The sequence below is a fragment of the Rhizobium acaciae genome (genome assembly GCF_025941625.1).
Classification (GTDB): Bacteria; Pseudomonadota; Alphaproteobacteria; order Rhizobiales; family Rhizobiaceae; genus Rhizobium; species Rhizobium acaciae.
This window is the reverse complement of record NZ_JAPCZO010000033.1, coordinates 44,656-68,578: the sequence shown is the minus strand read 5'-3', so window position 1 is coordinate 68,578 and position 23,923 is coordinate 44,656. Positions and strand designations below refer to the sequence as shown.

Sequence of the window (23,923 nt, the reverse complement as noted above, 5' to 3'; positions counted from 1 at the left end):
TATCTCGATTGTCATGGGATCACCGTCTCGAAGCGTAGAGGGTTTGATTAGGCCCGGAGACGTTCCGGTTCGAAGTTTTTGAAGTGCGTCTCGAATTCGTCTTCGTTGACGAATGCGCCATTGAACTCGTAGACCCCGCACTCCATCGTCGAAGCGTCCATCCAGAGATACGAAGGCATCGGCGGCAATTCAGTGCAGTAGGGTGCTTTGTCGAGCCCCATGAGGATCAGGGCGGCGCGAGCCACGATCATGTATTGGCCAAGAGGAGGAGCGAGAGACAGGATGGGAACATTGCCCGTATCGCGCATGTAGTCGTAGATCGCGTCCTTGCTGGGGAAGCGCGGCAGGAACGACGCCTGGAGCTTCACCAGCTTGTCGACCACCTCTTCGGTCTGCGCGGCGTCGGCCGGGATCCCATAGAAATCCTCGAGCGTCAAACCATCTTGCGTGAAATGGTAGACGTTTGCACCCCACCCGACCACCGTGCCGGCGACGCAGCTCTTGCAGGTTGGACTTTCACGAAACGCCTTGTGCATGTCGTAGCGCTGATCGACGAGATAGAAGTCGACGCAGTCGACAAGGAGATCGCAACCTTCCACGAACTCCTTCGCGACATGCTTTTGCATTCCCTCCGGAAAAATCTCGACAGTCACATCCGGCATTGTCTGATGAATGAGTTCGCCAACGACGATCGATTTGTTGTGCCCGATCGTTTCGGGAGTCGCCCCGAGTTGACGATTGATGTTCGAAACCTCGAAGCTATCGGGGTCACAGATTTTGATGTGCCCCACGCCGAGACGTGCAAGCATCATGGCGAGGCCACCACCCAGTCCACCTGCGCCGGCCACGCCGACCACAGCATTGGCAAGTTTCTCCTGCGAGCGCGCCATTTGTTCGCGACCTATGCCGACGAACAGCTCGTTCCGCTTAGTCCGCTCCCGGTAGAATGCCGGGTCCTTCTTGCCTTCAAGCGTAATGATGCGGGGTTTCTTTTGCATAACTTCCTCCGTTGTTGTCGTGTTCTTCGAGAAACAGTTTCGTATAGCGGTGCACGGAGTGCCGGCATCGCTCAAACATCATCGAATGCGTTCCCTCGGGGAGCTGGAGATAGAGTTTCTTTGCGCTTGAAACTCTTTCAAACATCCGTTGGCAACTCGCGGCCGGCGTCAGGTATTCGTCCCATTCTCCGCGAATGATGAACGTCGGCATCGTCAGTCGACTTTCGTCGAAATAGACGTCGTCCCAGGCACTGCTGATATCGACCGCAAAGCCCATGGGTGCCTTGATGGGCTCGCCAATCTTGCTTCGATCACCGTGCACACGCTCACTGTAGACAGCTGCCCAATTGCGGACAAAGTCGTCTTCTAGCGGCGATGGCGTTCCGGCAGGCCGATCGTCTCGCAGCAGGATGAACCTTTCATGCGCACTTACGGCGAAGTGGGAGATTGGCGGCAGCGTCGGTGTTCCGAAGTATTTCTGAACAACCGCGGCGCCCAAGCCAGATTGCCGTGTGATCGGGCCGTGAAAGGTGATGCTCTGCACCTTTTCAGGATGGGCGGTCGCGTAGTAGCCGGCAGGGATGGCTCCGCGTGAGATCGCTATGATGTGAACTTTCTCCGCGCCGTTCTCTGCCCGGATCAGATCGACAACTGCGTCTATTTCCGGAATAAGCCTCTCGCCAGCTCCGAACTCGCTAGGGTCAACGCCGGCATCCTCGGCGATTGGTGGGTATGGATCAGACTCACCATAACCGAGGAGATCGATCCCGTAGATTGATCGTTCGGAGGCAGCCAACGCATCAAACCAAGATTGCCCATCGATCCGATAGGCGGACGTCATCAATGTTGGAACGGTGGCACCATGGAAAAACAACACCGGCGTACGTTCAAACCCAGGTTTATTGGAAGAATGCCGGACCAAAGCGAGGTTTGCTTCATGGAATATACTTGGGACGGGGGATACTATGCACCCCGAAAGCTCATCTAAACCTTCTCGCAAATCGCTTCTCCTCAAGCAGATCGAGCTCTGTCTTTCTGCTCTCACCGTAACTGGACAAATTTACTCAGGGAAATTTAAACGCCTGATAGTTGCATCAGCGCTTCTGATAGTGCTGCGCGACGTTTGCGCTGTTTTGCAACTTGTATAATGAGCGTAAGATGGCACTATGCCTGCGCTACCGGATGCAGCGGTGCTCATAGGATAGGTTCATGTTGCAAAATATAGAGACCAGCCTTCTTAGAACGTTTGTCACGATAGCGAATACGGGAAGCTTCACACGTAGCGCCCAAATCCTCTTCCGCACCCAATCCGCGATAACCATGCAAATGCAAAAGCTGGAGGAAATTCTGGGTTGCAGATTAACCTACCGTTCTGGAAAATCGCTCAGTTTGACGGATGAAGGGGACGCCCTCTTACCGTACGCAGTTGAGATCCTGCGGTTGAATGATGAGTTGCAGTCCGATCTTAGATCGATGAAACGGCGAGAGGAGATTCGCGTCGGAACATCCGATGATTACGCCGTTATATTGCTTCCGGAAATCCTCAACGAGTTCTCGGCTGCACATCCGAATGTCACGATGACCGTGAACTGCTCGAACCGTGACCAGAATCTCGAAAAGTTGAAAAAGGGCGAGATCGACATCCTTCTCACGCCGGTCATGGCGGACGAGCAAATGGGTGAAACTCTCCGAACGGAGAGATTGGTATGGGTAGGTTCCTCGGAAACCGAGATCACTGATTCTGAACCAGTACCCTTGACCGGTTTCCCGCTCGGATGTGTCTGCCGCGACGTAATGATCCGTTCACTCAATCAAAACAATCGTGAATGGAAGTTCGTTTATTCCAGCAACAGCATCGTTTCTATCCATTCGGCAATCCTCTCCGGCCGAGTTGTCTCTGCGTTGGAAGAAAGCACGGTTCCACATGGGGGGAGCATCATAGATGGGAGGTTTGGGTTACCATCGCTGCCTCATGTGAAAATCTCGGTGCTACGCAATAAAGATCGGCAAAATAGGATTCACGATCGCTTTTACGAGCACATGAGGGAGAGTTTAAAACATCAGGCTCATTCCCCGAAGGGGCGGGAAGGTGGCGGGTATAGCTCAGCGCCTTTGCCTCAAATTGCAGGCCTCGCTGCAGCCCACATTCCTCCCATAGCTTAGTCGAAAAACCCGCGTTCAGCGGGCTTTTCTACGATTAGTTGATTGTCGCGATCCACTCGCCGGATGCTGATTTGGCAAAGCCGACAATCCTTTCGATGGGCTGCGCCTCAGGCGACATTTTGACTGAGGTCATGCAGGCTACGCCTGGGCCTGAACCGGCTTTGTCGCACTGGCCGAGTGCCACGGAAATTTCCGGCATATTGTTCCTGTCCCAAACGAGGGGAGACGCCGCGTGAGCTTTGCGGTAGGCCGCTGTTGCTTCGGCCTCCGATGGCGCCTCGACTGTCGGGATCGGGCAGAGGGACGGGTCGGCGGAAATAGCAGCGACCAATTCGGCCTTTGAAATAGCCTGAGCTTCCACCTTTGGCTCTGCGGTCGCTAGATAAGTGCCCCCAGCTCCGGCTACGAGGCCGACGCTCGCCGCGACCGCCAACAGGATATTTTGGTTCATAGGGCTCCCCTTAGGTTCTGAGATTAAACCAGAAGCGCTCTTTGACGCCCTTGTCATTTGGAATGTCAAAAAACCAGGGGTCCGCCCGACGGGGCCGGGGCGACGTTACTTTCACCTTGCAGCCGTTGTCTTGATTCCAGAAATCGTCATCGCGACCGCTTCGAATGACCTCGAGCGTGATACGGCCCTGCTCATTGGCTTCGTCGTTTCCATACAGGCGATGGAATTCAGAGCGATCCTTGCACTTGTCTACGATGCGGACGCACAGATCCTTTTCATCGCGGAAGCTATGATCATCTCCATTGCTGCTCGAGGCGGGTTGAGAGCCGGCAGGGCATTCTTCGAAGACTTCCTTGCCAGGTTCCCCGGCTTTCGCCTCGTGGCAAATAGGCCAATCGAACCCAGGCTTTGACATTGCGGAGATGAGCTTTTTCATTGGCGGGACGCAGTAGGGAACGCCTTGCCACGACGGGTTTTGTGAGGCAGCGCAAAGCAGCACTTGGCAGCCCCAGGAAGCATCCTCAGCCTTTGCACCTGTTGGCGCGAAAGCGAGAGCGGTAAGACCCGCAGCGGCATAAAGCAGACGTTTCATATCAGTTTGTCCTCATTGATCGTTGCGGCTGAAGAAGCCCGACCGACGAACAGCTTGTCGATCGGAGCGACGTGTTGCACCCGATAACCGGCCGCATAGATGACGGCCGCGATGAGCGCGAAGACTGAGAACCAGAAGATCCCGATCCGAAAGAGAAGCGGCTGATTGGGGATGTCCCGGCATAGCGGCGGAAAGGCGAAAAGACCGACCAGGAAGCAGTCGAGCGCCAGATGACGTTGATCGAGAAAGAGGATTGAGACGATGAGGAGCCCCACGGCCAACGGTGCGTGCACCCACCAGATTTTTTCCGAGACGGCGACCAGCGCGAACGACAGCGGAATGGCGAGCAGCAGGCTTGCCAGCGGATCCGTTGCGAACGAGTTCGCAATATGAGCGAAGTCGAGCAACTATCGGTCTGTCCTCTTAGGCTTCCTGCGTGCGTCGATGAAGGGAGGTGAAATCTCACTTTCGCGCTGGGCGATGAGGTTGGCATCAGCGATCGGCTGACGGTCTAACGTCTTGTCCACTGCCTTGCGTCGCCATTCGTTCATGTCGAGGACATAGGTGGCCCACATGCCATAGCGAGCGGCCATTGCGTGCCGCTGATAAGCTAGGTACTGGCTGTTATATGAGTAAGGGGACGCCAGACGCGCCCAGCCGACGCGAAGCATTTCCACCGCAATGTCGCGCCCGCCCGATGTGCAACGTGCCTGTGGGATTCCGTCATTGCCATAGGATACGACGCTGCATTCGACCGGCTTGTTACCTACGGTCCTTTTGAGCCAGGCTTTGGCGAGCGGGCCGCAAGGAACTGGCGAAGGTGCCTTCTGCCGTTCGCGGTTCAGCCATTTCGGATCAAGAGCCCATTGGGGGAGCTCGCACGCATCGATGTCGACGAGGCGCACGCGCTGCGCATATTGTGGATACCATAGGGTGCGGCCATCCATGACCGCAACACGTCCTTTGTAGAAGGGATATGCCGGAACATCGGACCAATCCTGCTGCTGCCTGGTCGCCGCCGCCGGGTTCTTGACAAGATCAGCTGCCGTAACGGGTTGGACGATCGCAGTAAGAACCGCGGCTGCGGACAGGTATCGCTTCATGGGTTTGCCTTCTTGTTTCGTGCATTCACCTCACGGCTCAGTAGAATGGCCGGGTGCTGAACGTCTTCAAATTGCCAGAGGCCTGCTCGCTTATCTCGAGCAAGTTGTTCGGCCACGGCATAAGGGACGTGATAGGGCAGGCCCTCACCGTTAAGGGCTGCGAAGGCGTATCCACTTGTGATCAGGACGTTCGCAAGGTCCAGCCGTTGTTTTCCGACGGTGGCGTAGCAGACGACGTAGGCGGTATCATCCTTCTTCGCCACCGGGGCGCATACAGGTTTGGTGTCCTTGATGTAGGCAGCAAACACGGCAAGGGAGGCCTCGCCGCAATCGCGCTTCTGCCCATGCTTGTCGGTATATGAAGTGCCGCGCAAACATGATTGAACTCCATAGAGCCGGAAGCGCTTGCCGTCCGAGGTCCACGTATCGCCGGTTTCCAAGGTGACTCCCGGCAGCAGATCAAAATATCCATCGGGCGCGGCCATGGCGGTAGTTGGCAAGAGAGCCGAAAGAAGGAGAAGAGCCTTTCTCATTGACCCTTAACCCTCGGATCGGCCCACATTCCGAATGAGCCCTTCTGGCCGATCTCCTCGGCCTTGGCGAGATCTGGACGAACAGGCGTTCCGTCTGGCTTCTTTGAGAGGCGGAGTGCACCGAGCGATAGAAGCTGCTCTTCAAGCATATCGACGGAATCGAGGCTTCCGGGAAAATTATAGTAGCCGTAGCAAGTCGCGTTCTGGACCGGGGCACCTTGCTCGCTCACGAAGGCGCGGCAAAATACGACCTTGGGGTTTTGCAGCATGATTTGAAGCTGCTGCTGCGCAAAGTCGGTGCAGGTCCCGGCGAAGTCTTCGTTGCGATTGACCATCTCGCCTTTGCAAGGCTCAAGCCCATAAAGGCGCAGTGTCGTTTTCTCGTCTACGCGGAAGTCAGTCGGCGAAACAGCCTTGAAGCCCGCTGTTGTTGCATAGCCTTTGCGGTCGCCGACTTTACCGCTCCCGTCATAATACTCGATCACCAGCACTGTCTTTCCCGGTGCTGCCAGGGACTTGATGTAGTCCTTGTTGATGTCCGTAACGGACAAGGCGGGTGTTGCCATTACGCAACTTGCGACTGCAGCAATTATCATCCGTTTCATTTTCTAGCCCTTACCCATATTGCTTCGGTCTATTACCCCGCGAAAAGGGGTTTAAGTGTGCAGCAAAAAAGTGTATCGCTGAACCAAATCGATGTCACGCGTTCACCAACTTAATCAGTTTTCGCGTCAATCACAACACCGCAAGTTTGGCGGGGGCCGATGGAAAAAAGGGCTAGGATTGCAGGCAGTTCGGGTAAGGCCGCGTTGGCGGGGACTGCCCTTTTGACCATGATCTTGGGCGGGATTTGTCACGCCCAAGACGGTCATAAAACTAGAAATATTGCTGATAATAAAGGCACTTGGCAGACTCAGAGTAATGCTGAGCTTGCAACGAACTTTGACGAACGATGGAATGGGTCCGAAAAGGAGTTCGTCCTTGGCGCTGATGGCGTCGCAAAGCAGATCGACAACGCAGATGAAAACCAACCAAAAATTATGGGTTCGAACCAATTTGATGCAGCTTTAGGCTATGCTGTTACCAGCATTGGCACAGCGAAGAATGCTGAGAATCCGCAACTACCGACAGGCTCAATAACGCAATTTGATGCAAATTCTCAAGCTAACGGCAGCACCAATGACGTGCATGAATGTGGTCCGTCTCCGCTCAACACTGACGAAATTAAGTCTTTGGTTGTCCAGACGGCGCGGAAATACAGCGTCGATGAAGTCTTCGCGGCGGCAATCGCCTGGGCCGAGAGTGGCTTTGATCAAAGCCGCAACTCGCCCAAGGGTGCTCGCGGGCCGATGCAGCTCATGCCGGCTACGGCCGCTCGCTTTGGCGTCAAGGATGTCTGTGATCCGGCGCAGAACATCGAGGGCGGCATGAAGTATCTGCGGGTACTGCTCGACGAGTTCCAAAACCCGCTACTCGTAGCGGCCGCCTACAACAGCGGCGAACAGCGGATCTATGAACACGGTGGCATCCCGCCCTTCCAGGAAACGGTCGGATACGTCGCCAAGGTCGTGAACTATCAGCTCGGGCTGCCCATGCCGGCGGCAAAAGACAAATCCAGAAAGCCCGCTCAGCAAGCGGTCCCGGAAGCAAATGACAGCGGGGACGCTGGTGTCATCGCTGTGAAGAAAACCGGCGCGTTTGTCGGCGGTGTGATGCACTTTTGAAGGAGAGAAGTATGCAGAATGCAATGCAAACGGGGAAGTCTCAGGCCGTAAAGCTTGCGGCTCTGTTCGGTCTCGTGGCCGCTATTCAGATCGTTGGCGCCGATATCGCCTTTGCGCAGGCTGCCGGAGGGGGCGCCTTCGCGCCGCTTCAAACCGCAGTCCAGATGATCGTCGATTTCATCACCGGTCCCTTCGGCCGCCTGATGGCGATCATCGCCGTCATCGGACTTGGCTTCCTCGCCTTCGCCGGCCGTCTTTCATGGTTTACGGCGGGCGCGGTCGTCATTGGCATTGGTCTTGTGTTTGGTGCTCCGTCGATCGTTGACCAGATGATTTCGTCAGTCGGCGGCGGCAACTGATCATGAGCGAGTTTCAGGACGAAAAGCCGTCTCTTACGCCGTTGGTGATTGGCTTAACCAAATCACCAACGCTTTGGGGTGTGCCCTACATGGCGGTGGTGCTGATCGTCGGCATCACCATCATTGGCTGGCTGGCAACAAACCATCTTCTGGCGTTGCTCATTGCGCCGGTCGCCTACCTCGTCCTGTTCTCGCTCTGCACCTGGGACAACAAGATCCTAGACGTGCTGCAGGTGACCTCGCGCAAAACGCCCCGCACGCCCAACAAGCGCTTTTGGGGCACCAACTCTTACGGGCCGTAATCATGTTGAAAGTTGTCAAAGAAGAGCTTGGATTTGGAAAGGTCGCCAGCAATGAGCGGCCCATGTCGACTCACATACCCTATCTGCGGCACGTTTCCGATACGGTGATCGGACTGGAAAACGGCTCGCTTTTGAGCGTTATCAAACTGGACGGCCTGTTCTTCCAGACGGAGGACCAGGCTGAGCTCAACATGCGGTCGGTCGTGCAAAACACGATGATCCGCGCATTGGGGTCCAGCCGCTATTCTCTTTGGTCAACCGTGATACGTCGCGAGGTCGAAACGGAGATCGGCGGCGCTTTTGATGAGCCTTTCTGCGACCTACTGAACAAGCGCTATATGGAGCAACTGCGCCATAAGCGCATGTTCACGAACGAAATTTATCTAACCATTGTGCGCTCCGGCATGCGAGGAGCACTTGGCGTCGGCGACACGCTGAAAAGGATCTTCGACAAGGCTAACAAAGACGCTCGCGTCCAGCAAACGCGCGAAGATGTCACCGAGCTCGAAGAGCGGATCGGCAACATCGTACGTGATCTGCAAAAGTATGGAGCAAGGGCACTTGGAATTACCCATCGTCGCAGAAATGACGACGCGGCAAAGCTCGAGGAAAAAGAGAAGGAGAAAGGCGAGCCCTACTCCGAACCTTGCGAATTCTTCAATGCGATTCTGACCTGCGGTGTGCCGCGTAAAATGCGCCTGCCACGCATGGGGATCCGCAACTATGTCGGTACATCGCGACTGCATTTCAGCAAACGGACCATGCAAGCTCAGGCGGCTGTCGATGAAGACACGCGCTTTGGAGCGCTGCTGTCCGTCAAGGAATATCCGCCCTTTACCGGTCCGGGGATGCTCGACGGCCTGTTGCAGGTGAACCATGAGTTCATACTGACGCAATCCTTCACCATCGCCGATAAGCCGATCGCGCAAGAGCGCATCAGCAGGCTTCAAAGGCAGATCAGAGCATCAGATGAGGCCGGTAGTTCGGTCGAAAGTGACCTCGACTTTGCGCTCAATGGCCTGATGAACCAGGAGGCCGTTTTTGGCTTCCACCATCTATCGCTTCTGTGCCTCTCCCGCAATCTTGATGGCATCGGCCGTACTGTTTCGGAACTCGGCGCCTGCCTCACTGACATGAACATCACCTGGCTTCGCGAGGATCTGAACCTGGAAGCCGGATTTTGGGCGCAACTCCCCGGCAATCACAGCTACGTTGCTCGCAAGGCCATGCTGTCGAGCGCGAACTTCTCCGGCTTGTCCTCGATGCATAACTTTGCCATCGGGCAAGCCGATCGCACCCATTGGGGCTTGCCGATCACGATCCTCGAAACCACCTCGCAAACGCCCTATTGGTTCAATTTCCATCGCCGCGACATCGGCCATTTCCTTGTCACCGGACCAACCGGCTCCGGTAAGACGGTTGCATTGACCTTCCTGCTGGCACAGGCGATGCGCGTTTCGCCCACGCCAAGGGCCGTGTTCTTCGACAAAGACCGTGGCGCGGAAATCTTTGTAAGGGCAATCGGCGGTTCCTATGAGGTTCTGTCACCAGGAACACCGACTGGCTTTAATCCACTTCAGCTCGAAAACACCGGTCCCAACCGCGAATTCCTCCTTCGCCTGCTGAAGGCAATGCTGCGCTCAGGTGATCACAGCGACTTCACGCAAGAAGACGAGGATACGCTTGAGAGGGCGATCGTCCGCCTGATGCAAGAACCTGCGGCCGAGCGCAATCTGGCGAACCTCGCGGGGCTACTGGTCGGTCGATCTCGGGCGGACGCCAATGACCTTCACTCTCGCCTTCGCCCCTGGATCGACGGCGAAAAGGCATGGCTCTTCAATGCTCCGCATGACGTTCTCTCCTTCTCTGGTCGGAGCGTCTTTGGGTTCGACATGACGACCATCCTCGGAAACGAGGATCTTCGCACGCCGGCGCTGATGTACCTCTATCATCGACTGGATGAACTGCTGGACGGAAACCCGGTCATGTTCTTCATGGACGAGGGTTGGCAGCTCCTCATGGACGATACCTTTTCGGCATTCATCGTCGACAAGATGAAAACCATCCGCAAGCTCGGCGGCATTGTTGGCTTCGGCACGCAGTCCGCGGCCGATATCGCCAAGGCGAAAGCCTCCCACACCCTGATTGAGCAGTCGGCGACCAACATTCACTTCCCGAATCCCCGCGCCGACGAAGACAGCTACATCAAGCGCTTCGGCCTGACGGTGAAGGAATTCAAGTTCATCAAGGAAACCCCGCCCGAAAAGCGAACTTTCCTGATCAAACACGGCAATGACTCTGTCATCGCCCGGCTTGACCTCTCCACCATGCCCGATCTCGTAAAGGTGCTCTCCGGGCGCAAGGAGACCGTCGAGGAGTGCGCGGCGCTTCGGGAAAAATATGGCGACGAGCCTGAAAATTGGCTGGCTGACTTTTGCGGATGGGAGAAGGCCGAATGAGGAAAAGTCCTGCATTAGGGGTAATTTCTGCGCTGTGGCTTGGCGTTGCTGGACCGGCTGTCTCTCAGGTCCCTGTCATCGACGGGAAAGTGCTCGAGACCGACACAAAACGCGACGCGACAACTACGGAAATCGAAAAAACGGACAGCGACCGTCACACGGTCAGCAAAAGTGTGACCTGCTCGATGTATCGCCCGGGCCGAAGCGGCGATGCAGCCTCAGCAGCCACGGCAAATCCTGAAATTACCGGGCTGGTGAAGCGTGTCGCCCAGGAGGAAGGTGTCGATGAAAATCTCTTCATGGCGCTCGTCTACCAAGAAAGCCGCTTCAATCCTTGTGCGAAATCGCCGGTCGGCGCGATCGGGCTTTCTCAGCTCATGCCTGGTACGGCAAAAGATCTCGGGGTCGACCCGCACAATATCGAAGACAATCTCCGCGGCGGGGCGCGCTATCTGAAGCAACAGCTTCGCCGGTTCAATGGCAACACCAATCTGGCGCTGGCCGCCTACAACGCGGGACCCGGCAACGTACAGAAGTATGGCGGGATCCCTCCGTTCAAGGAAACGCAGGGGTATGTCGCGAACATCACCCAAAAGTGGCTCCCTGCTTTCGGCGGTTCCGACGTTGCCAATATCCCGGTGAACTATGGCGGCGGATCCACGTCCTTTACCGGCATGCGGGATTCTACCATCAATTCAATGGCGACGTCGCAGGCGATCGGGGAAGGCGGCGGCAATGTCGCGTCTTGGCTGCAACAACTGGGTGCGATGTCCAGCGGCACTATCCAAGATAGTTGGGACCACAACTCCGGTGCCCGCAATGCCAATCTCGAAATGATGAACCAGGTCATCCGCCTCGGCACAACGATGGCGGATTTGATGAACTCCCGCAATGCGGTTGATCTCAGCGGCCTGTCCGGATCCTCGCGCACCGGCGATTTCAAGGATGATGACGATAAGGAGGATCGCGAAACGACCGGTTTGTGCGATCCGCGCCAAGAGCTCGAATGGAGCCCGGTGGAGAAGGCTTGCGTCCAAAAACGGGAACGCGAGGACAACGTAGAACTGATGTTGAACGCTCAATGAGGAGAACTGCCATGAAACGTTTGATTTTGACGGCGTATTCGGTGGCCGCCCTTGCGTCCTCGGCTTTGGCGCAAGTTCCGGTGATCGACGGTGCCAATCTTGAGATTGCGCAGCGAACGTCGAAGACGACCGATGATATCCTTGGCACTAACAAGGAAGTGCTCAAAACGGTCCAGGAAACCCTTCAGGCAGTGACCGGCGACCGCGGAAGCGATGCCAACCAGATGCAAAATCTTGCCGTTGGCAATGGCTTCAGCGTCTCACAGATGCCGTCGTTCGATAGCCTGATGTCGGGTGGCGTTCCAAACTTCGGCGGTATGGGCGGCGATGTCGCCAAGGTCGCAACGACCTTCATCAACGGCCTGCAGCTGGTGAAAAATCTGTCTGGCCAGTCGGGCAGCTCCTTTTCCGGCGACAAGTCTTATGAGGAGATGGTGAACACCGTTCTTGGCGTCGCTGCCCTCGTCACCGGTTCGCAGCAGGCCGTCCAGACACGCCGCTCGTCTTTCGAGCAGGCTGGCGCAAATATCGGCCAAGCCAAGGACATTAAGGGCTCGATCGATCAGAACACTCAGCTTCAGGTGCAAGCCGGGCTGACGATCAACGAGCTGATCGGCGTGATGAACGGAGCCGTGTCGTCACTCCAGGCCGACAACCAAAGACGCCTGACCGACATCTCTAATTCAAAGAAGGCTCTCAGCTACAGTGGCCAGTAAAATCACCATGCCAGCGAAGGTGCTTTTTCCTTTCTTGATCGTGGCCGGCCTCGCCGGCTGCGGCACGGCGGCCAAGGAAAAGACCGCTCCCTGCAAGAGGCCTGCCAACCTGACCTCCTATGCGTCAGATCCTCGCCTCGAATGTGGGCCGATGACTAGCGTCAACGGCAACGCAGCCGACGCCCTCGCGGCTATTGACGCCATGGCGGCGAATTAAGGACGGTTGGCGATGAACGACTTCCTTGGGGCGTTGCTGGAAAGAATTGAACAGACCGGAGCGAATTTCTCATCGCGAGCCTACGGGATCGTCGGCAATGAGGTCGTGCCGCTGCTGACGATCATGTTCATCGCGTACGTGGCCTTTTACGGCCTCCAACTGTTCATGGGAACCGCTCGCGTCAGCGTCAGCGAAATTCTCGGCCGGGTGGCGCGTATGTTGATCATCCTCGCGCTGGTGAGGAATTGGGGCTATTTTAACACCCTCTTCTATTCTTGGCTGAACGACACCCCGGAGGACGTTGGCCGAGCTATCCTCACCGCCACAGGGACCGGTATCACGGAACCGACAAACGGCCTGTCGATGATCTGGAGAACGGCCAACGAGGCAGCTTCAGCCTTCGCGGAACAGTCAGGATATTTTTCGGTGTTGCCGTCGATGGTCGGCTTTCTAATCATGTTCGCCGTCGCTGTTTTTATTGCGGTAGCATTGGCAATCCTTCTGCTTGCAAAGGTGATGATGTGGGTCTTGATCGGGACGGCTCCCATCTTCATCGGTTGCATGCTTTTCGACCAGACGAGGGGTTTGGGCGTCGCCTGGTTCCAACAGGTGCTGATGTATGCATTGATTCCGCTGTTCGTTTATGTCGTGGCGGCATTCCTTATTGCAGCAATGGACCCGGAACTGACCAAGGTCAGCAGCGCAGCAAGCCAAAGGCGCCTTCAGCTCAGTGACATTTCCGCTTTCTTGCTGCTCTGCGCCGCCGGCGCGTTTGTTCTCTTTAATATTCAGGTTCTCGCGCAAGGGATTACCGGTGGTGTGGCTGCCGGTCTCGGCAATGTCGCGCGCGCAGTCGGCCGATTTGCTGGCATATCGGCGCCCGTTTCGGCTCTGTCGGGAGGGCAGCGCCTCGCGGGAGCAGCGGGCAACGCAGGAATGCAAGCCAGGGCGCGCACGCAAGAAGGCATGCGAGCCAACATACGAAACGCCAGCGCTGAGGCGATGCAGAACCGCATCAGCAACAACAGCACGCCTCGTTGAGGCGCGAAAGTAAGGGCTAGGTTTAAGGGCTAGACGAATGGCAGAAACAAATGAAGCAGTTCTTCGCAGCTATTTTCAAGACGGCGATCGGTGGGAGCACGAAATCGTAAAGAAGGCCAAGCGGTCTCGCACGCTCGCATGGTTCGTCACCACGATTTTCGGCGCGATAACCTTGCTTTCCTTAACCGCGCTGGTGATGCTCGTACCGCTGAAGAGCTTTGAGCCCTACATCGTCGAGGTCGACAAGAATACCGGATACATGGAGATCAAAACCGGTCTCACACGTTCGGCGAATCTCACAGATCAACAGGCGGTTACCCAGGCCAACGTCGTGCGCTATATTCGCTCGCGTGAGGGATACGACCCCTTTGCGATTGAGCAGAATTTCGGCATTGCCGCCCTGCTCTCCACAGGCGACGCGGCCCGTGAGCTGCAGGAACTCTATAGCGCGGCAAATCCCAACAATCCTGCACGGGCTTTGGGGAAGAACAAGAGTGTGACGGTCGATATCAAATCCGTCACCTTTTCCAATGCCAGCACGGCCCTAGTGCGGTTTTCGACCACGGAGAAAACGGACACGGATTCTATCACCCAGCATTACATTTCGGTCGTCCGCTATCGCTATACGGACACGCCGTCGACCAATGAATGGCGCTTCGAAAATCCGCTGGGCTTCCAGGTCTACAACTACCGTCGCGATCAAGAGACGGTGACGCCTGGAGTCGATAAATGATCAAACGCCTCCTGCTTTCTGCGACCGTCATGGCCGCGACGATGACTCACGTCCACGCTGCGCAGGCGCCACGACCCGGCTCGCTCGATTCGCGTGTCACCAGCGTCGTCTACCAGCCGAACAATGTGGTGAAAGTTTCTGCCACCTACGGCATCTCCACAATGATCATCTTTGACGAGGACGAAAAATTCGAAACGATATCGCTCGGCGACACAGATAGTTGGCAGGTTGCCCCGTCTGAGAAGGGCAATATCCTGTTCGTCAAGCCGATTGCGAAGAACGTCGCCACTAACATGAACGTCGTGACCACTAAGAGGATCTATTTCCTCGAGCTCAACGACCATGCTCCGACCGATGGCAAGGAGATCTTCGGAATCCGATTCGTCTATCCTGAGAAGGACCTGAATGCTTCGCTACGCAAGGAAGCGGAGTACCGGGCTGCAAACCCGAATATGTCAAATCTCGACAAGGCCAACGTCAATATCGACTATTCGTTTTCAGGCGACCCAGCGCTGAAGCCTACGATGATTTTCGATGACGGGAAAAAAACCTTCTTCAAGTTCGGCAGCCGCGTTCCCGCGATTTTTGCCGTGCAGTCGGACTTCTCCGAGACGCTGCGCAATTTCCGCAAGGAGGGCGAATACATCGTCGTCGACGGTGTGGCCACGCAATATACGCTCCGCGATGGCAACCAGTGGACATGCATCTTCAACCTTCGCAAGCCTGACTTCGGCGCTCCGGATCCGGACATTCTCGGTCCGTCTCATGACACCAAGGCGACGGAACGTAGGAGGAGCGGCAACTAATGAAGCGCAGCCCCGAACTTGAAGCCATGACGACGGCTGACGAAACAGCGGTCAGCAATCGCAATGCTGGACGAAACCAAACTTTCGGTATGGCCGCCCTTCTCCTGGGCGGCGCCGTGGCCGCCTATTTCGTCCTTGCGACCGCGAACGAAAAGCCACGCGATGTTGCTGACAGCGACGAAGAATTTCAGACTACGACGTTCCGGCCGCCGTCCTTTGTCCGCGACGGACAAAAGCCGGAACCTGAGCCCGAACAAGAAGTCATCAAACTGCCGACGCCACCTGAAGCCGTTGAGGAAGCCGTCGATACGACTGAGTTCAAGGTTCCAGCGCCGCCAGAGGCCGTTGAAGAGACGCCCGAAGCTGCGCCGGTGGAAGCGTTTCCCGAGCGCTACAAGTCGGGCCTGATCAAGCTAGATCAAAAAGGAAACGGAAGCGGTAACGCCAGCCTGACAGGCGAGAGCGATTCCGGGCTGAGTGTTGCCGGTGAGGACCGCAACAGCAAGTACCTGGCTGCGGCCTCGGGCCTTGCCGATCGGAGCGCCAAGGCCCGGCAGATCGAGCGTATCGACGCGATGATACCGGAGGGGACCTTGGTCCCCGGAATCCTCGAGACGGCAATTAACAGCGACCTGCCCGGCCAGATTCGCGCCATTACCTCCCAAGATGTCTATTCCTTCGACGGCCGGCGTATTCTGATCCCGACCGGAACGCGCCTCATTGGCGAATATCAGTCGGAGGTGACGCGCGGACAAAAGCGCATCTTCGTCATCTGGACCAGGCTCATTCGCGATGATGGCGTTTCCGTGCGCCTCAACTCGATCGGCACGGACAGCCTGGGCCGATCTGGCTTGACCGGACATGTCGACAATAAGTTCCGCGAACGATTTGGATCGTCGATCATGCTTTCTATCGTCGGCGGAGCTGCCAGCTATCTGACCGGATATGGCAGTCAGGAAGCCTCCAATAACAGCGATGATGCCGCACGAGGCGAAGAGATTGCACGGGAGACGATCGCGCAGACCTTTAGCGACATGGCGAATACGGTACTCGGTGAAAATCTCCGTATTCCTCCCACCATCAGCGTCAGCCAAGGCGAGCGAATCTTTGTCTATGTGCGCCAGGACCTCGATTTCAGTGCCATGTACGACGATCCGGTTACCGAAGCGATGAAGGAGATTCAACGTGAACCTCGCGGCAGGTAACACGATCAAACGCGATCCGCACTACTTCCTCAATCGCGCTCTCGAACCGATCAAGCAGTTCCTTGATGACCAAAAGGTGGTCGAAATCGCCACCAATAAGCCGGGCCACGTCTATGTGGAGCGGTTCGGCGCCGATCATATGGAACACCATCTCATCGACGCCCTGACGGCCGATGAAATCCAGAACATCGGTGAGCGTGTTGCGGCGGCGACCAACCAGTTTATCAGCCGTTCCAAGCCGATACTGAGTGCGGCGCTTCCGACTGGCGAGCGTATTCAGATCGTCCTACCGCCGGCGGCCCCTGACGGTGGCTCGATCTCGATCCGCAAGCAGGTCGTGAAAAACTTCACGCTCGAAGAGTATCGCGACAACGGCTCGCTCGATAAAGTATCTGTGGCCGTCGGCGGCCTCAGCGACATTGACCGGGAGTTGATCGGACACCTCCGCACAAGCCGGATTTACGATTTCATCCACACCGCTATCACCAAGCGAGTCTCTATCCTCATCAGTGGCGGCACGTCATCCGGCAAGACGACCTTCCTTAACGCCTGCCTGAAAAGTGTGGATCCGCATGAGCGGATCATCACGCTCGAGGACACACGTGAGCTATTCCCGCCGCAGGCGAATACGGTTCACCTGATCGCTTCGAAGGGTGATCAGGGCACTGCCGACGTGACCATTCAAAACTTGCTCGAGTCGTCGTTGCGCATGCGTCCAGACCGATTGTTCGTTGGCGAAATTCGTGGCGCGGAGGCGTTCTCCTTCCTGCGCGCGATCAACACCGGTCATCCGGGCAGCATGTCCACAGTTCATGCCGATACGCCGATGGGCGCCTATGAACAGCTCGCCATGATGATGCAGCAAGCCGGCATGTCAGCGGGTTTTTCCAAGCAGGATCTCATGTCGTATATCCAGATGGTGATCCCGATCGTCATCCAGCTCCGCCGTGACGGCGGCAAGCGCGGCGTCTCCGAAATTTTCTTTGCCCGGGATGAAACATGACCAAGGAGCTCCAGGCCTTCTATCTGCTCTTTTGCGTCGGGATAGCTTTCGTTGTCTGGATGCTTGGCTACGGCCTGGGTCTTCAGCTCTTCTACAAGGATGGACGGGTTCTCGAAACGACGATCACCAGCAACCCATTTGTTCCAATTCAGCAGTTCTGGATTTATCGCTCGAGCCCTGCCCTGCAGAAGGTCGCGCTTGGTTCGATGGTGCCAGCACTGATCGTCGCCGGCCTGGTCGCATACATTGGCCTGAAGCCGACGAGCAGCCCGTTAGGCGACGCGGCGTTTCAGGACATCGCCTCGCTTCGGCGAGGCAAATGGTTCCGTAAACAAGGCCATATCTTCGGCCGCATAGGGCGCAACATTCTCCGCACGAAGGACGATCGGCATCATTTGATCATCGGTCCGACGCGCTCCGGTAAAGGCGCGGGCTATGTCATCCCCAATGCTCTCATGCATGAAGGCTCGATGATCGTCACTGACCTTAAAGGCGAGGTTTTCAAGGCATCCGCGGGCTATCGCCGACAGAACGGCAGCCAGGTCTTCCTATTTGCGCCCGGCTCGGAAAAGACCAATCGCTATAATCCGCTCGATTTCGTCCGGACGGAACGGGGAAATCGCACCACTGACATCCAAAACATCGCCGGCATTTTGGTGCCCGAAAACACGGAATCGGAAAACTCTGTTTGGCAAGCGACGGCGCAACAAGTCCTTGCCGGCGTGATCAGCTACATCACCGAAAGCCCCTTCTATCGGGATCGCCGCAACCTCGGCGAGGTCAATTCCTTCTTCAACAGCGGCGTCGATCTGCAGGCGCTGATGAAGTACATCAAGGAAAAAGAACCCTACCTGTCCAAGTTCACACTTGAGAGCTTCAATTCCTATATCGCTCTATCCGAACGCGCGGCCGCTTCCGCGCTTATGGATATCCAGAAGGCCATGCGGCCTTTTAAAAATGAGCGGATCGTCGCGGCAACCAATGTAACCGACATGGATTTGCGCGCGATGAAGCGTCGGCCGATGTCGATCTATCTGGCGCCGAACATCACTGATATAACACTGCTTCGCCCTCTCCTCACCCTGTTCGTACAGCAAGTGATGGACATTCTCACTCTGGAGCACGATCCCAATTCTCTTCCAGTCTATTTCCTCCTCGACGAGTTCCGGCAGTTGAAGCGGATGGACGAAATCATGACGAAGCTGCCCTATGTGGCCGGTTACAACATCAAGCTCGCCTTCATCATCCAGGACCTGAAAAATCTCGATGAGATCTACGGCGAAACCTCCCGGCATTCGCTGCTCGGCAATTGCGGCTATCAACTCGTCCTTGGTGCCAACGACCAGGCCACTGCCGAGTATGCGTCGCGGGCCCTCGGAAAGCGCACGATCCGCTACCAGTCGGAATCCCGCACGATCGAGCTGATGGGTCTGCCACGCCGCACCAAGGTAGAGCAGATTCGCGAACGTGATTTGATGATGCCGCAGGAGGTCCGGCAAATGCCGGAGAACAAGATGGTCCTGCTCATCGAAGGGCAAAGACCGATCTTCGGGGAAAAGCTTCGGTTCTTTAAGACGAACCCCTTCAAATCGGCTGAAGAATTTTCGCAGGCCAATATCCCGCAGGTGCCGGAGGTCGAATATTTGCCCCCGAAAGCCATTCCGGCAACCACTCCGGGTTATGCCAAGGGCGGAGTTCCTTCCATCGAAACAACCTCGCCGGCGCCCACAAAAGAAGAGAAGCCGGCCGCGGCCGCGACGATTACGTCTGCTCCGGCAAACCAGGACGCGACCGTAGCTGAGGAGGAAACGACTACTACCGCTAAACGAACCGTCAACAAAAAGGCGCTGCAGCCGAAGCCGAAGCCGGCGACTGCGAAGGCCGATGCGGTAGCGTCCGCAAGCCTTGCCGCCATGGAAGCTCGGATAAAGGCGATTGAGGAGGGCCTGGCTCCAAAGGCTGCGCAGCTCAAAGCAACTGTCGAAGAAAAAGTCGAAAAGCTCGGCGACAAACCAGCCGCGCGCCGCAATTTCATGGACATCTTCAACACGACGGTTCCTGATCCCGTCGAGGTTGGGGTGGCAGCCGTATAGCGATCAGGAACTAAAACCGAATGACAGCGGGCTTCTTCTGTAGGGTGAACAAATGGGGAAATGGGGGTTGCAAAGAAGACTCTGGAACTCTTTGCATTTGCGGGCGAGCACAGCGAGGGCGTTGCATGCGTACCGGCAGGCCGAGGCGCGCTTTCATGAGGTTCAGGAACGGAAGGATGCGCTGGACGCGGAGGAGCGGGTCATTCTGCATATATGGACGGAGAAGCTGTCGAAGGCTTCACTCAAGCCAGGCGATCACGAAGGATTCCAATCCGCATATCTGTCGCTCGGTCAGCGACGCGCTGAGCTTTTCGAGTCTTGGCAGACGGCAAACGCGGACCTGGCATCGGCCTATGAACAGGCGCGACGTGTGTTGCGGGAGTTTGGGTTCACATCTCCGCTTGACGACTGACGTACTACATTGCGCATTCACAGACGAAGTCGTAACGCAAAGGCGACCATAGTTTACCTTCTCACGGCGCGGTGCATTCCATTGGCTGCGCAACCAATTTGAGGTCATGATGCTCCATAAACCGCAGACCAAGACACCGAATGCTATCGATATTCATGTCGGCAGCCGCATCCGCTTGCAGCGCACGCTTATAGGATTGAGCCAGACGACGCTGGCGGAAGGGCTCGGCATCACCTTCCAGCAGGTGCAGAAATACGAGAAAGGCACAAATCGTGTCGGCTCTAGCCGGCTGCAGGCCATCGCAAACATTCTCGGCGTCCCGGTTGCCTGGTTTTTCGAGGAGGGGCCTGGGGGCTCTTCCAGTCCGCTAGAGCCGGAGCCGGGAGCCGGCAGGGAAATCACGCAGTTCCTGAATTCCGTCGAGGGGCTGGCTCTCAATCGCGCCTTTGTGAAGATTGAAGACGAAAAGATCCGGCGGAAGCTCGTCAACCTGGTGAAAGCGCTGGCAAAAGAGGCTTCGGAGTAAGACCCCGCTGATACGAAGTCAGCATGTTTTATGCTGACCTCTTAAAATGAGCCCCGACATTAGAAGGGCCAGAAGCTTCCCAGGTAGGTCGCTGTCTCGTTTACCCAATCCATCGACTCACGATACCAAGCCATAACCGTTTCCGATGCCACCTGGACGCACCCGAGAAAAAATACAAATACGATAACAACGGCGAAGAACTTGCCAAACCCCTCGTCGCCTTTGGGGTCATTGCTCTGGATGACGTATTGTTCCCGGTTATCCTTGAACATATCCCTTAACGGTCCCGATCGTCGCGGTCGCGTTCCCTCTGTTCCATTTGTTCCCGCTCAAGCTCCTCAAGGCGAGGAACGTGCTGTTGGGCGGGGTCAGTACGTGTGGTATCTCCGCTGCGGTGATCAGCTTCACTCTCTTTATTTAGACGATCTTGCAGACGATTAGTAGCGTCCACCGTCGAAGCTAGTTCGTGGGCTTTCCGAGCATCGTCCTCACGGTCGGGCTCAGCTTCGGGGTCAAACTCCCTCTGCATCTCAGCTAGGTAGGCGGCTTCATCAATCGGCGCCGGCTCGGTGGCCTTGAAGCTGGTATCGACGACAACGCCATGTGCTTTCAGTTGCTCCAATTGAGGAGCAACACTTTCGACATGGCCCTCATGCTCTCGCCTATCCCTTTCGATCTCGGGCTCATATTCGAGCCCGCTCATGCGAGCCGAATCCGCGTCCTCATCATCGTAACCATAGTCAACCTCGGTCCGCGAGAGATCAAGAACCTCATCCGGGCCGAGCCTATCGAGCTGAGCACTCATGTCCGACAGGAATTGACGTTCGGCACTGGCCTCGCTTCGCGTCGCGTAGCTATCTTCTGAGATGAAATTCGGCGAATCCTGGCTGTTCAAACGCTCATCAAGTCGATCGATCCGCTCGACTATCACGGACTGCACTCCCTTGATGACCTCTTCACGGTCATCGTTCCGGGACTGCGCGGTTTGCTGGTCCAACTCCGCGATGCGAGCAGCAAGCCGCTCATCCGTATGCGCAGCTTCCAATATCCGCTGATTGCCCTGCTGGGCCGCGAACGCGGCGCGAGTCACAGCTTCTTCCAACGCCGCTTTGGCACCGCTGCGAGCGTCCTCGTTGTCGATCGCGGCCAAAGTCCGATCCTTAGACTCGATCTCCCTGAGATAATAGTTACCCATAAGAACCGGATCCCGCAGGTGATCGTATTCCGGCGCCTGTTCGTCGTCGTCCCAACGAGAAGGTTCCGCTTCGGCTTTATTTTCAGCCTGGTCAATTGCGCGCCGAACCTCTGGGTCCTGCTCAGCTACTTCTCGGATGTAGCTGTTTCCTTCTAAAGCCAGTTGCGCGGCGCGCTCCATCGCATGATCAAGCCCGGCCTGCATTGCTTCCTTGCCACCGGCCGAAAACTCGCCTGCCTCGATCCGGTCAAGCCCATCGCGGTAGTGGTTGATGTCCAGCATGGCTTCATTGCCGGCCTCGACGACAGCCTCACCGTGTTTCACGATCGCTGCATCCCAGGCGTCGTTCACCGGATCGCGGGGTTCATTGGCCGCGCCTTGGTCGCCCTGCTCCGCTAACGCCTCTCTATGTTGCTCGTATAGTTCGACCAGCTCACGCTTCTGGTTCACGAAATCTCGGGCCAAGCCCGCTACCTCATCAAAGTCTGCTCGGTCATCTGCAGCCACTGTGCGCTCCAGCTTGAACAACGCCGTTTCCACCTTTTTCTCATAAGCCTCGAACTCTGCTCGTGACGTTTCGCGCAACTCTTGACCCTCCAAAACCATTTCCTGCAATGTAACCAAATTGGCGCGGAAATTCGATCCGAAATCTGCGTGAATGATATTGGCGCCGGCGTCCATCGTTGCCTCCGGAAGCCCAGCTTCTAAGTATTCTCGGTGCTGTGTAGCATAGACAACAGTCTGATGATCTCCGCTCGCCATGGCGACCTTCTGCCACGATTCCTGCGCCTTTATGATGTACTGTCGGCTCCGGTCGCTTTTTGCGGTCGTGCGCCGGCCGCTGCGCTTGGCGTCATACCGTGCTTGCGCCGGCTCGCTCGTCCCGACATGCTCGGTGCGACCGTTGCGGCTCACCGGCCGAACCTGCGTCCGCGTGAAGGCGGGCGGATTGGCAAACTCGCGCCGATCGGTCATTTCCATCTCAATGCCGTGTTCCCGCGCCTTCTCGGCCATGACCAATCGCCATTCGCGAAACACGGCCGGAGTGGTCTCTATGCGATCGCCGGCATCCGATCTCATGGCGATGATCGCATGCGCATGAACGTGCGGTCGCTTGCCCCCCTCGCCAGCCTCTTTAGGGTCACTGGTAGGATCGTGCATGGCGAAGACATAACGATGGCCCGCGAACTGATGCGCTACAAAATCGCGCACGGCACCCTCGAAAGCCGCCGCGTCCGTTCCCGCCCGCGCCGACATGATGACGTGCATCACGTCGCGGCTCTTTCGGCTGTGCAGCTCGCCGCGCCATTCCTTTTGTACCAGATCCCCCGCCACCTGCTCGTCAGATACTGACCGGCCCCGATCGTTGCGAACTTCCTGATACTGATCGACCAGGCCGCGCAAACGGATGGCGCCGAACTCGACGCCATTCCCGTACCCATGAAACCTGAACGTCGCACCCGCCTCGCTGGCGAGCGCACTGGCATCATAGCGTCCCTGGACGATGCCCGCCGCTTTGGCGTCTCCTGTCAGCCGCTCCCCCTGACCGCTTCTGAGTACCACCAGACCTTGAACCGAAATTGACCCCCCCTCATGCTTGTCGACCGCATAGGCATAGCGGCGATCGCCAAAGCCGCTCGATAAGGTGCTCCGCACCAACTCATGCAAAGCGTCGTCGGACATAAGGCTAGAGCCCGTTATCTCGACGCTGAAGCTCCCGATGTCGCGGCTTTCGGCGCGGTTCTGGAAAAGGTGATCCCAATCACCGCGCACCCGGGCCAATTCTTCGCGGCCCTCAAGGATCCTGCCGTTTTCGTCCTCGACCTTCAGCTCTCCGGATCGGGACACGTAGTTCAACATTGCCCCTACGCGCGCACCGCCCCCATAGGACGCCATTTTGACAACGGCTGGCTGGCTTCCCTTTGCGACGGCCGCTAGCCGTGCCTCCATCGGTCGGGCAGCCACTGTCGCCTGGGTCACCTGCGTTAGAGGAGCCCCCCTACCCTTCGATGAAGATTCACGACCACCGGAAGCGCCGCCTGCGCCTCCGCCGCCACCTGCAGCACCGAGTTGAGCCAACTGCTTCAGGCGCTTCCGCATTTCTTCCTCAGCCGCGGCACCACGTCCACCAGACGTCATCTCATGCAACAGCGCTGCGCGCCGCTGCTCCCATTCGCTGGTGAATGTGCCGAAGAAGATTTCCAACG

Annotated in this window: 25 protein-coding genes; 16 read left to right on the top strand and 9 right to left on the bottom strand. The window is 56.8% G+C overall.

The annotated features are described in order from the left end of the window. Positions 1 to 47: 47 nt before the first annotated feature. Together OLZ32_RS34920 and OLZ32_RS34915 are read right to left on the bottom strand one after the other, a co-directional pair. A complete protein-coding gene (locus OLZ32_RS34920; protein ID WP_264424903.1) occupies positions 48 to 998 on the bottom strand; it encodes a ThiF family adenylyltransferase in 951 nt (316 codons plus the stop codon). After that, positions 967 to 1,998 carry an alpha/beta fold hydrolase gene (locus OLZ32_RS34915; protein WP_264424901.1) on the bottom strand — a complete coding sequence of 344 codons (1,032 nt, stop codon included), beginning with the start codon at positions 1,996 to 1,998 and terminating at the stop codon, positions 967 to 969. Before OLZ32_RS34915 ends, OLZ32_RS34920 begins: the two co-directional genes overlap by 32 nt. Positions 1,999 to 2,207: 209 nt before the next feature. Between OLZ32_RS34915 and OLZ32_RS34910 the strand changes: the two genes are divergently transcribed. Next, positions 2,208 to 3,161, top strand: a complete 954-nt coding sequence (locus OLZ32_RS34910) for a LysR family transcriptional regulator (RefSeq protein WP_264424899.1) — start codon at positions 2,208 to 2,210, stop codon at positions 3,159 to 3,161. 34 nt (positions 3,162 to 3,195) lie between these two features. Here OLZ32_RS34910 and OLZ32_RS34905 read toward each other — a convergent pair whose 3' ends face one another. From OLZ32_RS34905 to OLZ32_RS34880, 6 genes are read right to left on the bottom strand one after another with little or no spacing between them, the layout of a single operon-like run. Then, positions 3,196 to 3,612, bottom strand: coding sequence for a hypothetical protein (locus tag OLZ32_RS34905; protein WP_264424897.1), 417 nt, complete (start codon positions 3,610 to 3,612; stop codon positions 3,196 to 3,198). A gap of 10 nt (positions 3,613 to 3,622) precedes the next feature. Then, the gene (locus OLZ32_RS34900; RefSeq protein ID WP_264424896.1) at positions 3,623 to 4,204 is read right to left on the bottom strand and encodes a hypothetical protein; all 582 of its coding nucleotides are present in this window, start codon (positions 4,202 to 4,204) and stop codon (positions 3,623 to 3,625) included. Further along, complete coding sequence (locus OLZ32_RS34895) at positions 4,201 to 4,611, bottom strand: hypothetical protein (protein WP_264424894.1); 411 nt, start codon at positions 4,609 to 4,611, stop codon at positions 4,201 to 4,203. The genes OLZ32_RS34900 and OLZ32_RS34895 overlap by 4 nt, the downstream gene beginning before the upstream one ends. After that, on the bottom strand, positions 4,612 to 5,307 hold the full coding sequence (locus OLZ32_RS34890; protein ID WP_264424892.1) for a thermonuclease family protein: 696 nt from the start codon (positions 5,305 to 5,307) through the stop codon (positions 4,612 to 4,614). Further along, the gene (locus OLZ32_RS34885; protein WP_264424890.1) at positions 5,304 to 5,840 is read right to left on the bottom strand and encodes a thermonuclease family protein; all 537 of its coding nucleotides are present in this window, start codon (positions 5,838 to 5,840) and stop codon (positions 5,304 to 5,306) included. The genes OLZ32_RS34890 and OLZ32_RS34885 overlap by 4 nt, the downstream gene beginning before the upstream one ends. After that, positions 5,837 to 6,445, bottom strand: coding sequence for a hypothetical protein (locus OLZ32_RS34880; protein ID WP_264424887.1), 609 nt, complete (start codon positions 6,443 to 6,445; stop codon positions 5,837 to 5,839). The genes OLZ32_RS34885 and OLZ32_RS34880 overlap by 4 nt, the downstream gene beginning before the upstream one ends. Before the next feature lie 228 nt (positions 6,446 to 6,673). On the opposite strand from OLZ32_RS34880, the gene OLZ32_RS34875 reads away from it, so the two are divergent. From OLZ32_RS34875 to OLZ32_RS34805, 15 genes are all read left to right on the top strand, one after another. Then, positions 6,674 to 7,564, top strand: coding sequence for a lytic transglycosylase domain-containing protein (locus OLZ32_RS34875; protein WP_264424913.1), 891 nt, complete (start codon positions 6,674 to 6,676; stop codon positions 7,562 to 7,564). 11 nt (positions 7,565 to 7,575) lie between these two features. After that, positions 7,576 to 7,923 (top strand): TrbC/VirB2 family protein, encoded by a 348-nt coding sequence (locus OLZ32_RS34870; RefSeq protein WP_264424885.1) that lies wholly within the window; start codon positions 7,576 to 7,578, stop codon positions 7,921 to 7,923. Between the two features lie 2 nt (positions 7,924 to 7,925). Then, the gene (locus tag OLZ32_RS34865) at positions 7,926 to 8,225 is read left to right on the top strand and encodes a type IV secretion system protein VirB3 (RefSeq protein ID WP_264424883.1); all 300 of its coding nucleotides are present in this window, start codon (positions 7,926 to 7,928) and stop codon (positions 8,223 to 8,225) included. Positions 8,226 to 8,227: 2 nt separating this feature from the next. Beyond that, positions 8,228 to 10,684 carry a VirB4 family type IV secretion/conjugal transfer ATPase gene (locus OLZ32_RS34860; protein ID WP_264424881.1) on the top strand — a complete coding sequence of 819 codons (2,457 nt, stop codon included), beginning with the start codon at positions 8,228 to 8,230 and terminating at the stop codon, positions 10,682 to 10,684. Then, a complete protein-coding gene (locus OLZ32_RS34855) occupies positions 10,681 to 11,769 on the top strand; it encodes a lytic transglycosylase domain-containing protein (protein ID WP_264424879.1) in 1,089 nt (362 codons plus the stop codon). Before OLZ32_RS34860 ends, OLZ32_RS34855 begins: the two co-directional genes overlap by 4 nt. A gap of 11 nt (positions 11,770 to 11,780) precedes the next feature. Next, positions 11,781 to 12,485, top strand: coding sequence for a type IV secretion system protein (locus OLZ32_RS34850; RefSeq protein WP_264424878.1), 705 nt, complete (start codon positions 11,781 to 11,783; stop codon positions 12,483 to 12,485). Positions 12,486 to 12,492: 7 nt separating this feature from the next. Next, positions 12,493 to 12,702: a hypothetical protein gene (locus tag OLZ32_RS34845; protein ID WP_406649275.1), complete on the top strand. Its 210-nt coding sequence runs from the start codon at positions 12,493 to 12,495 to the stop codon at positions 12,700 to 12,702. A 12-nt stretch (positions 12,703 to 12,714) separates the two neighbouring features. Next, entirely contained in the window at positions 12,715 to 13,743 is a 1,029-nt protein-coding gene (locus OLZ32_RS34840; protein WP_264424874.1) for a type IV secretion system protein, read from the top strand. A 37-nt stretch (positions 13,744 to 13,780) separates the two neighbouring features. Beyond that, positions 13,781 to 14,476, top strand: coding sequence for a virB8 family protein (locus OLZ32_RS34835; protein WP_264424872.1), 696 nt, complete (start codon positions 13,781 to 13,783; stop codon positions 14,474 to 14,476). Continuing rightward, positions 14,473 to 15,282: a P-type conjugative transfer protein VirB9 gene (gene virB9 / locus OLZ32_RS34830; protein ID WP_264424870.1), complete on the top strand. Its 810-nt coding sequence runs from the start codon at positions 14,473 to 14,475 to the stop codon at positions 15,280 to 15,282. The genes OLZ32_RS34835 and virB9 overlap by 4 nt, the downstream gene beginning before the upstream one ends. Then, positions 15,282 to 16,487, top strand: coding sequence for a type IV secretion system protein VirB10 (gene virB10 / locus OLZ32_RS34825; RefSeq protein WP_264424867.1), 1,206 nt, complete (start codon positions 15,282 to 15,284; stop codon positions 16,485 to 16,487). The genes virB9 and virB10 overlap by 1 nt, the downstream gene beginning before the upstream one ends. Continuing rightward, positions 16,468 to 17,490, top strand: a complete 1,023-nt coding sequence (gene virB11 / locus OLZ32_RS34820; RefSeq protein WP_264424864.1) for a P-type DNA transfer ATPase VirB11 — start codon at positions 16,468 to 16,470, stop codon at positions 17,488 to 17,490. Before virB10 ends, virB11 begins: the two co-directional genes overlap by 20 nt. Further along, complete coding sequence (locus OLZ32_RS34815) at positions 17,487 to 19,583, top strand: type IV secretory system conjugative DNA transfer family protein (protein WP_264424862.1); 2,097 nt, start codon at positions 17,487 to 17,489, stop codon at positions 19,581 to 19,583. The genes virB11 and OLZ32_RS34815 overlap by 4 nt, the downstream gene beginning before the upstream one ends. Before the next feature lie 67 nt (positions 19,584 to 19,650). Next, entirely contained in the window at positions 19,651 to 19,995 is a 345-nt protein-coding gene (locus tag OLZ32_RS34810) for a hypothetical protein (RefSeq protein WP_264424860.1), read from the top strand. 109 nt (positions 19,996 to 20,104) lie between these two features. Next, positions 20,105 to 20,521: a helix-turn-helix domain-containing protein gene (locus OLZ32_RS34805; protein WP_406649271.1), complete on the top strand. Its 417-nt coding sequence runs from the start codon at positions 20,105 to 20,107 to the stop codon at positions 20,519 to 20,521. A 277-nt stretch (positions 20,522 to 20,798) separates the two neighbouring features. Here the strand turns inward: OLZ32_RS34805 and OLZ32_RS34800 are convergent, their stop codons facing one another. Continuing rightward, a complete protein-coding gene (locus OLZ32_RS34800; protein WP_264424857.1) occupies positions 20,799 to 23,921 on the bottom strand; it encodes a coiled-coil domain-containing protein in 3,123 nt (1,040 codons plus the stop codon). Positions 23,922 to 23,923 lie beyond the last annotated feature (2 nt).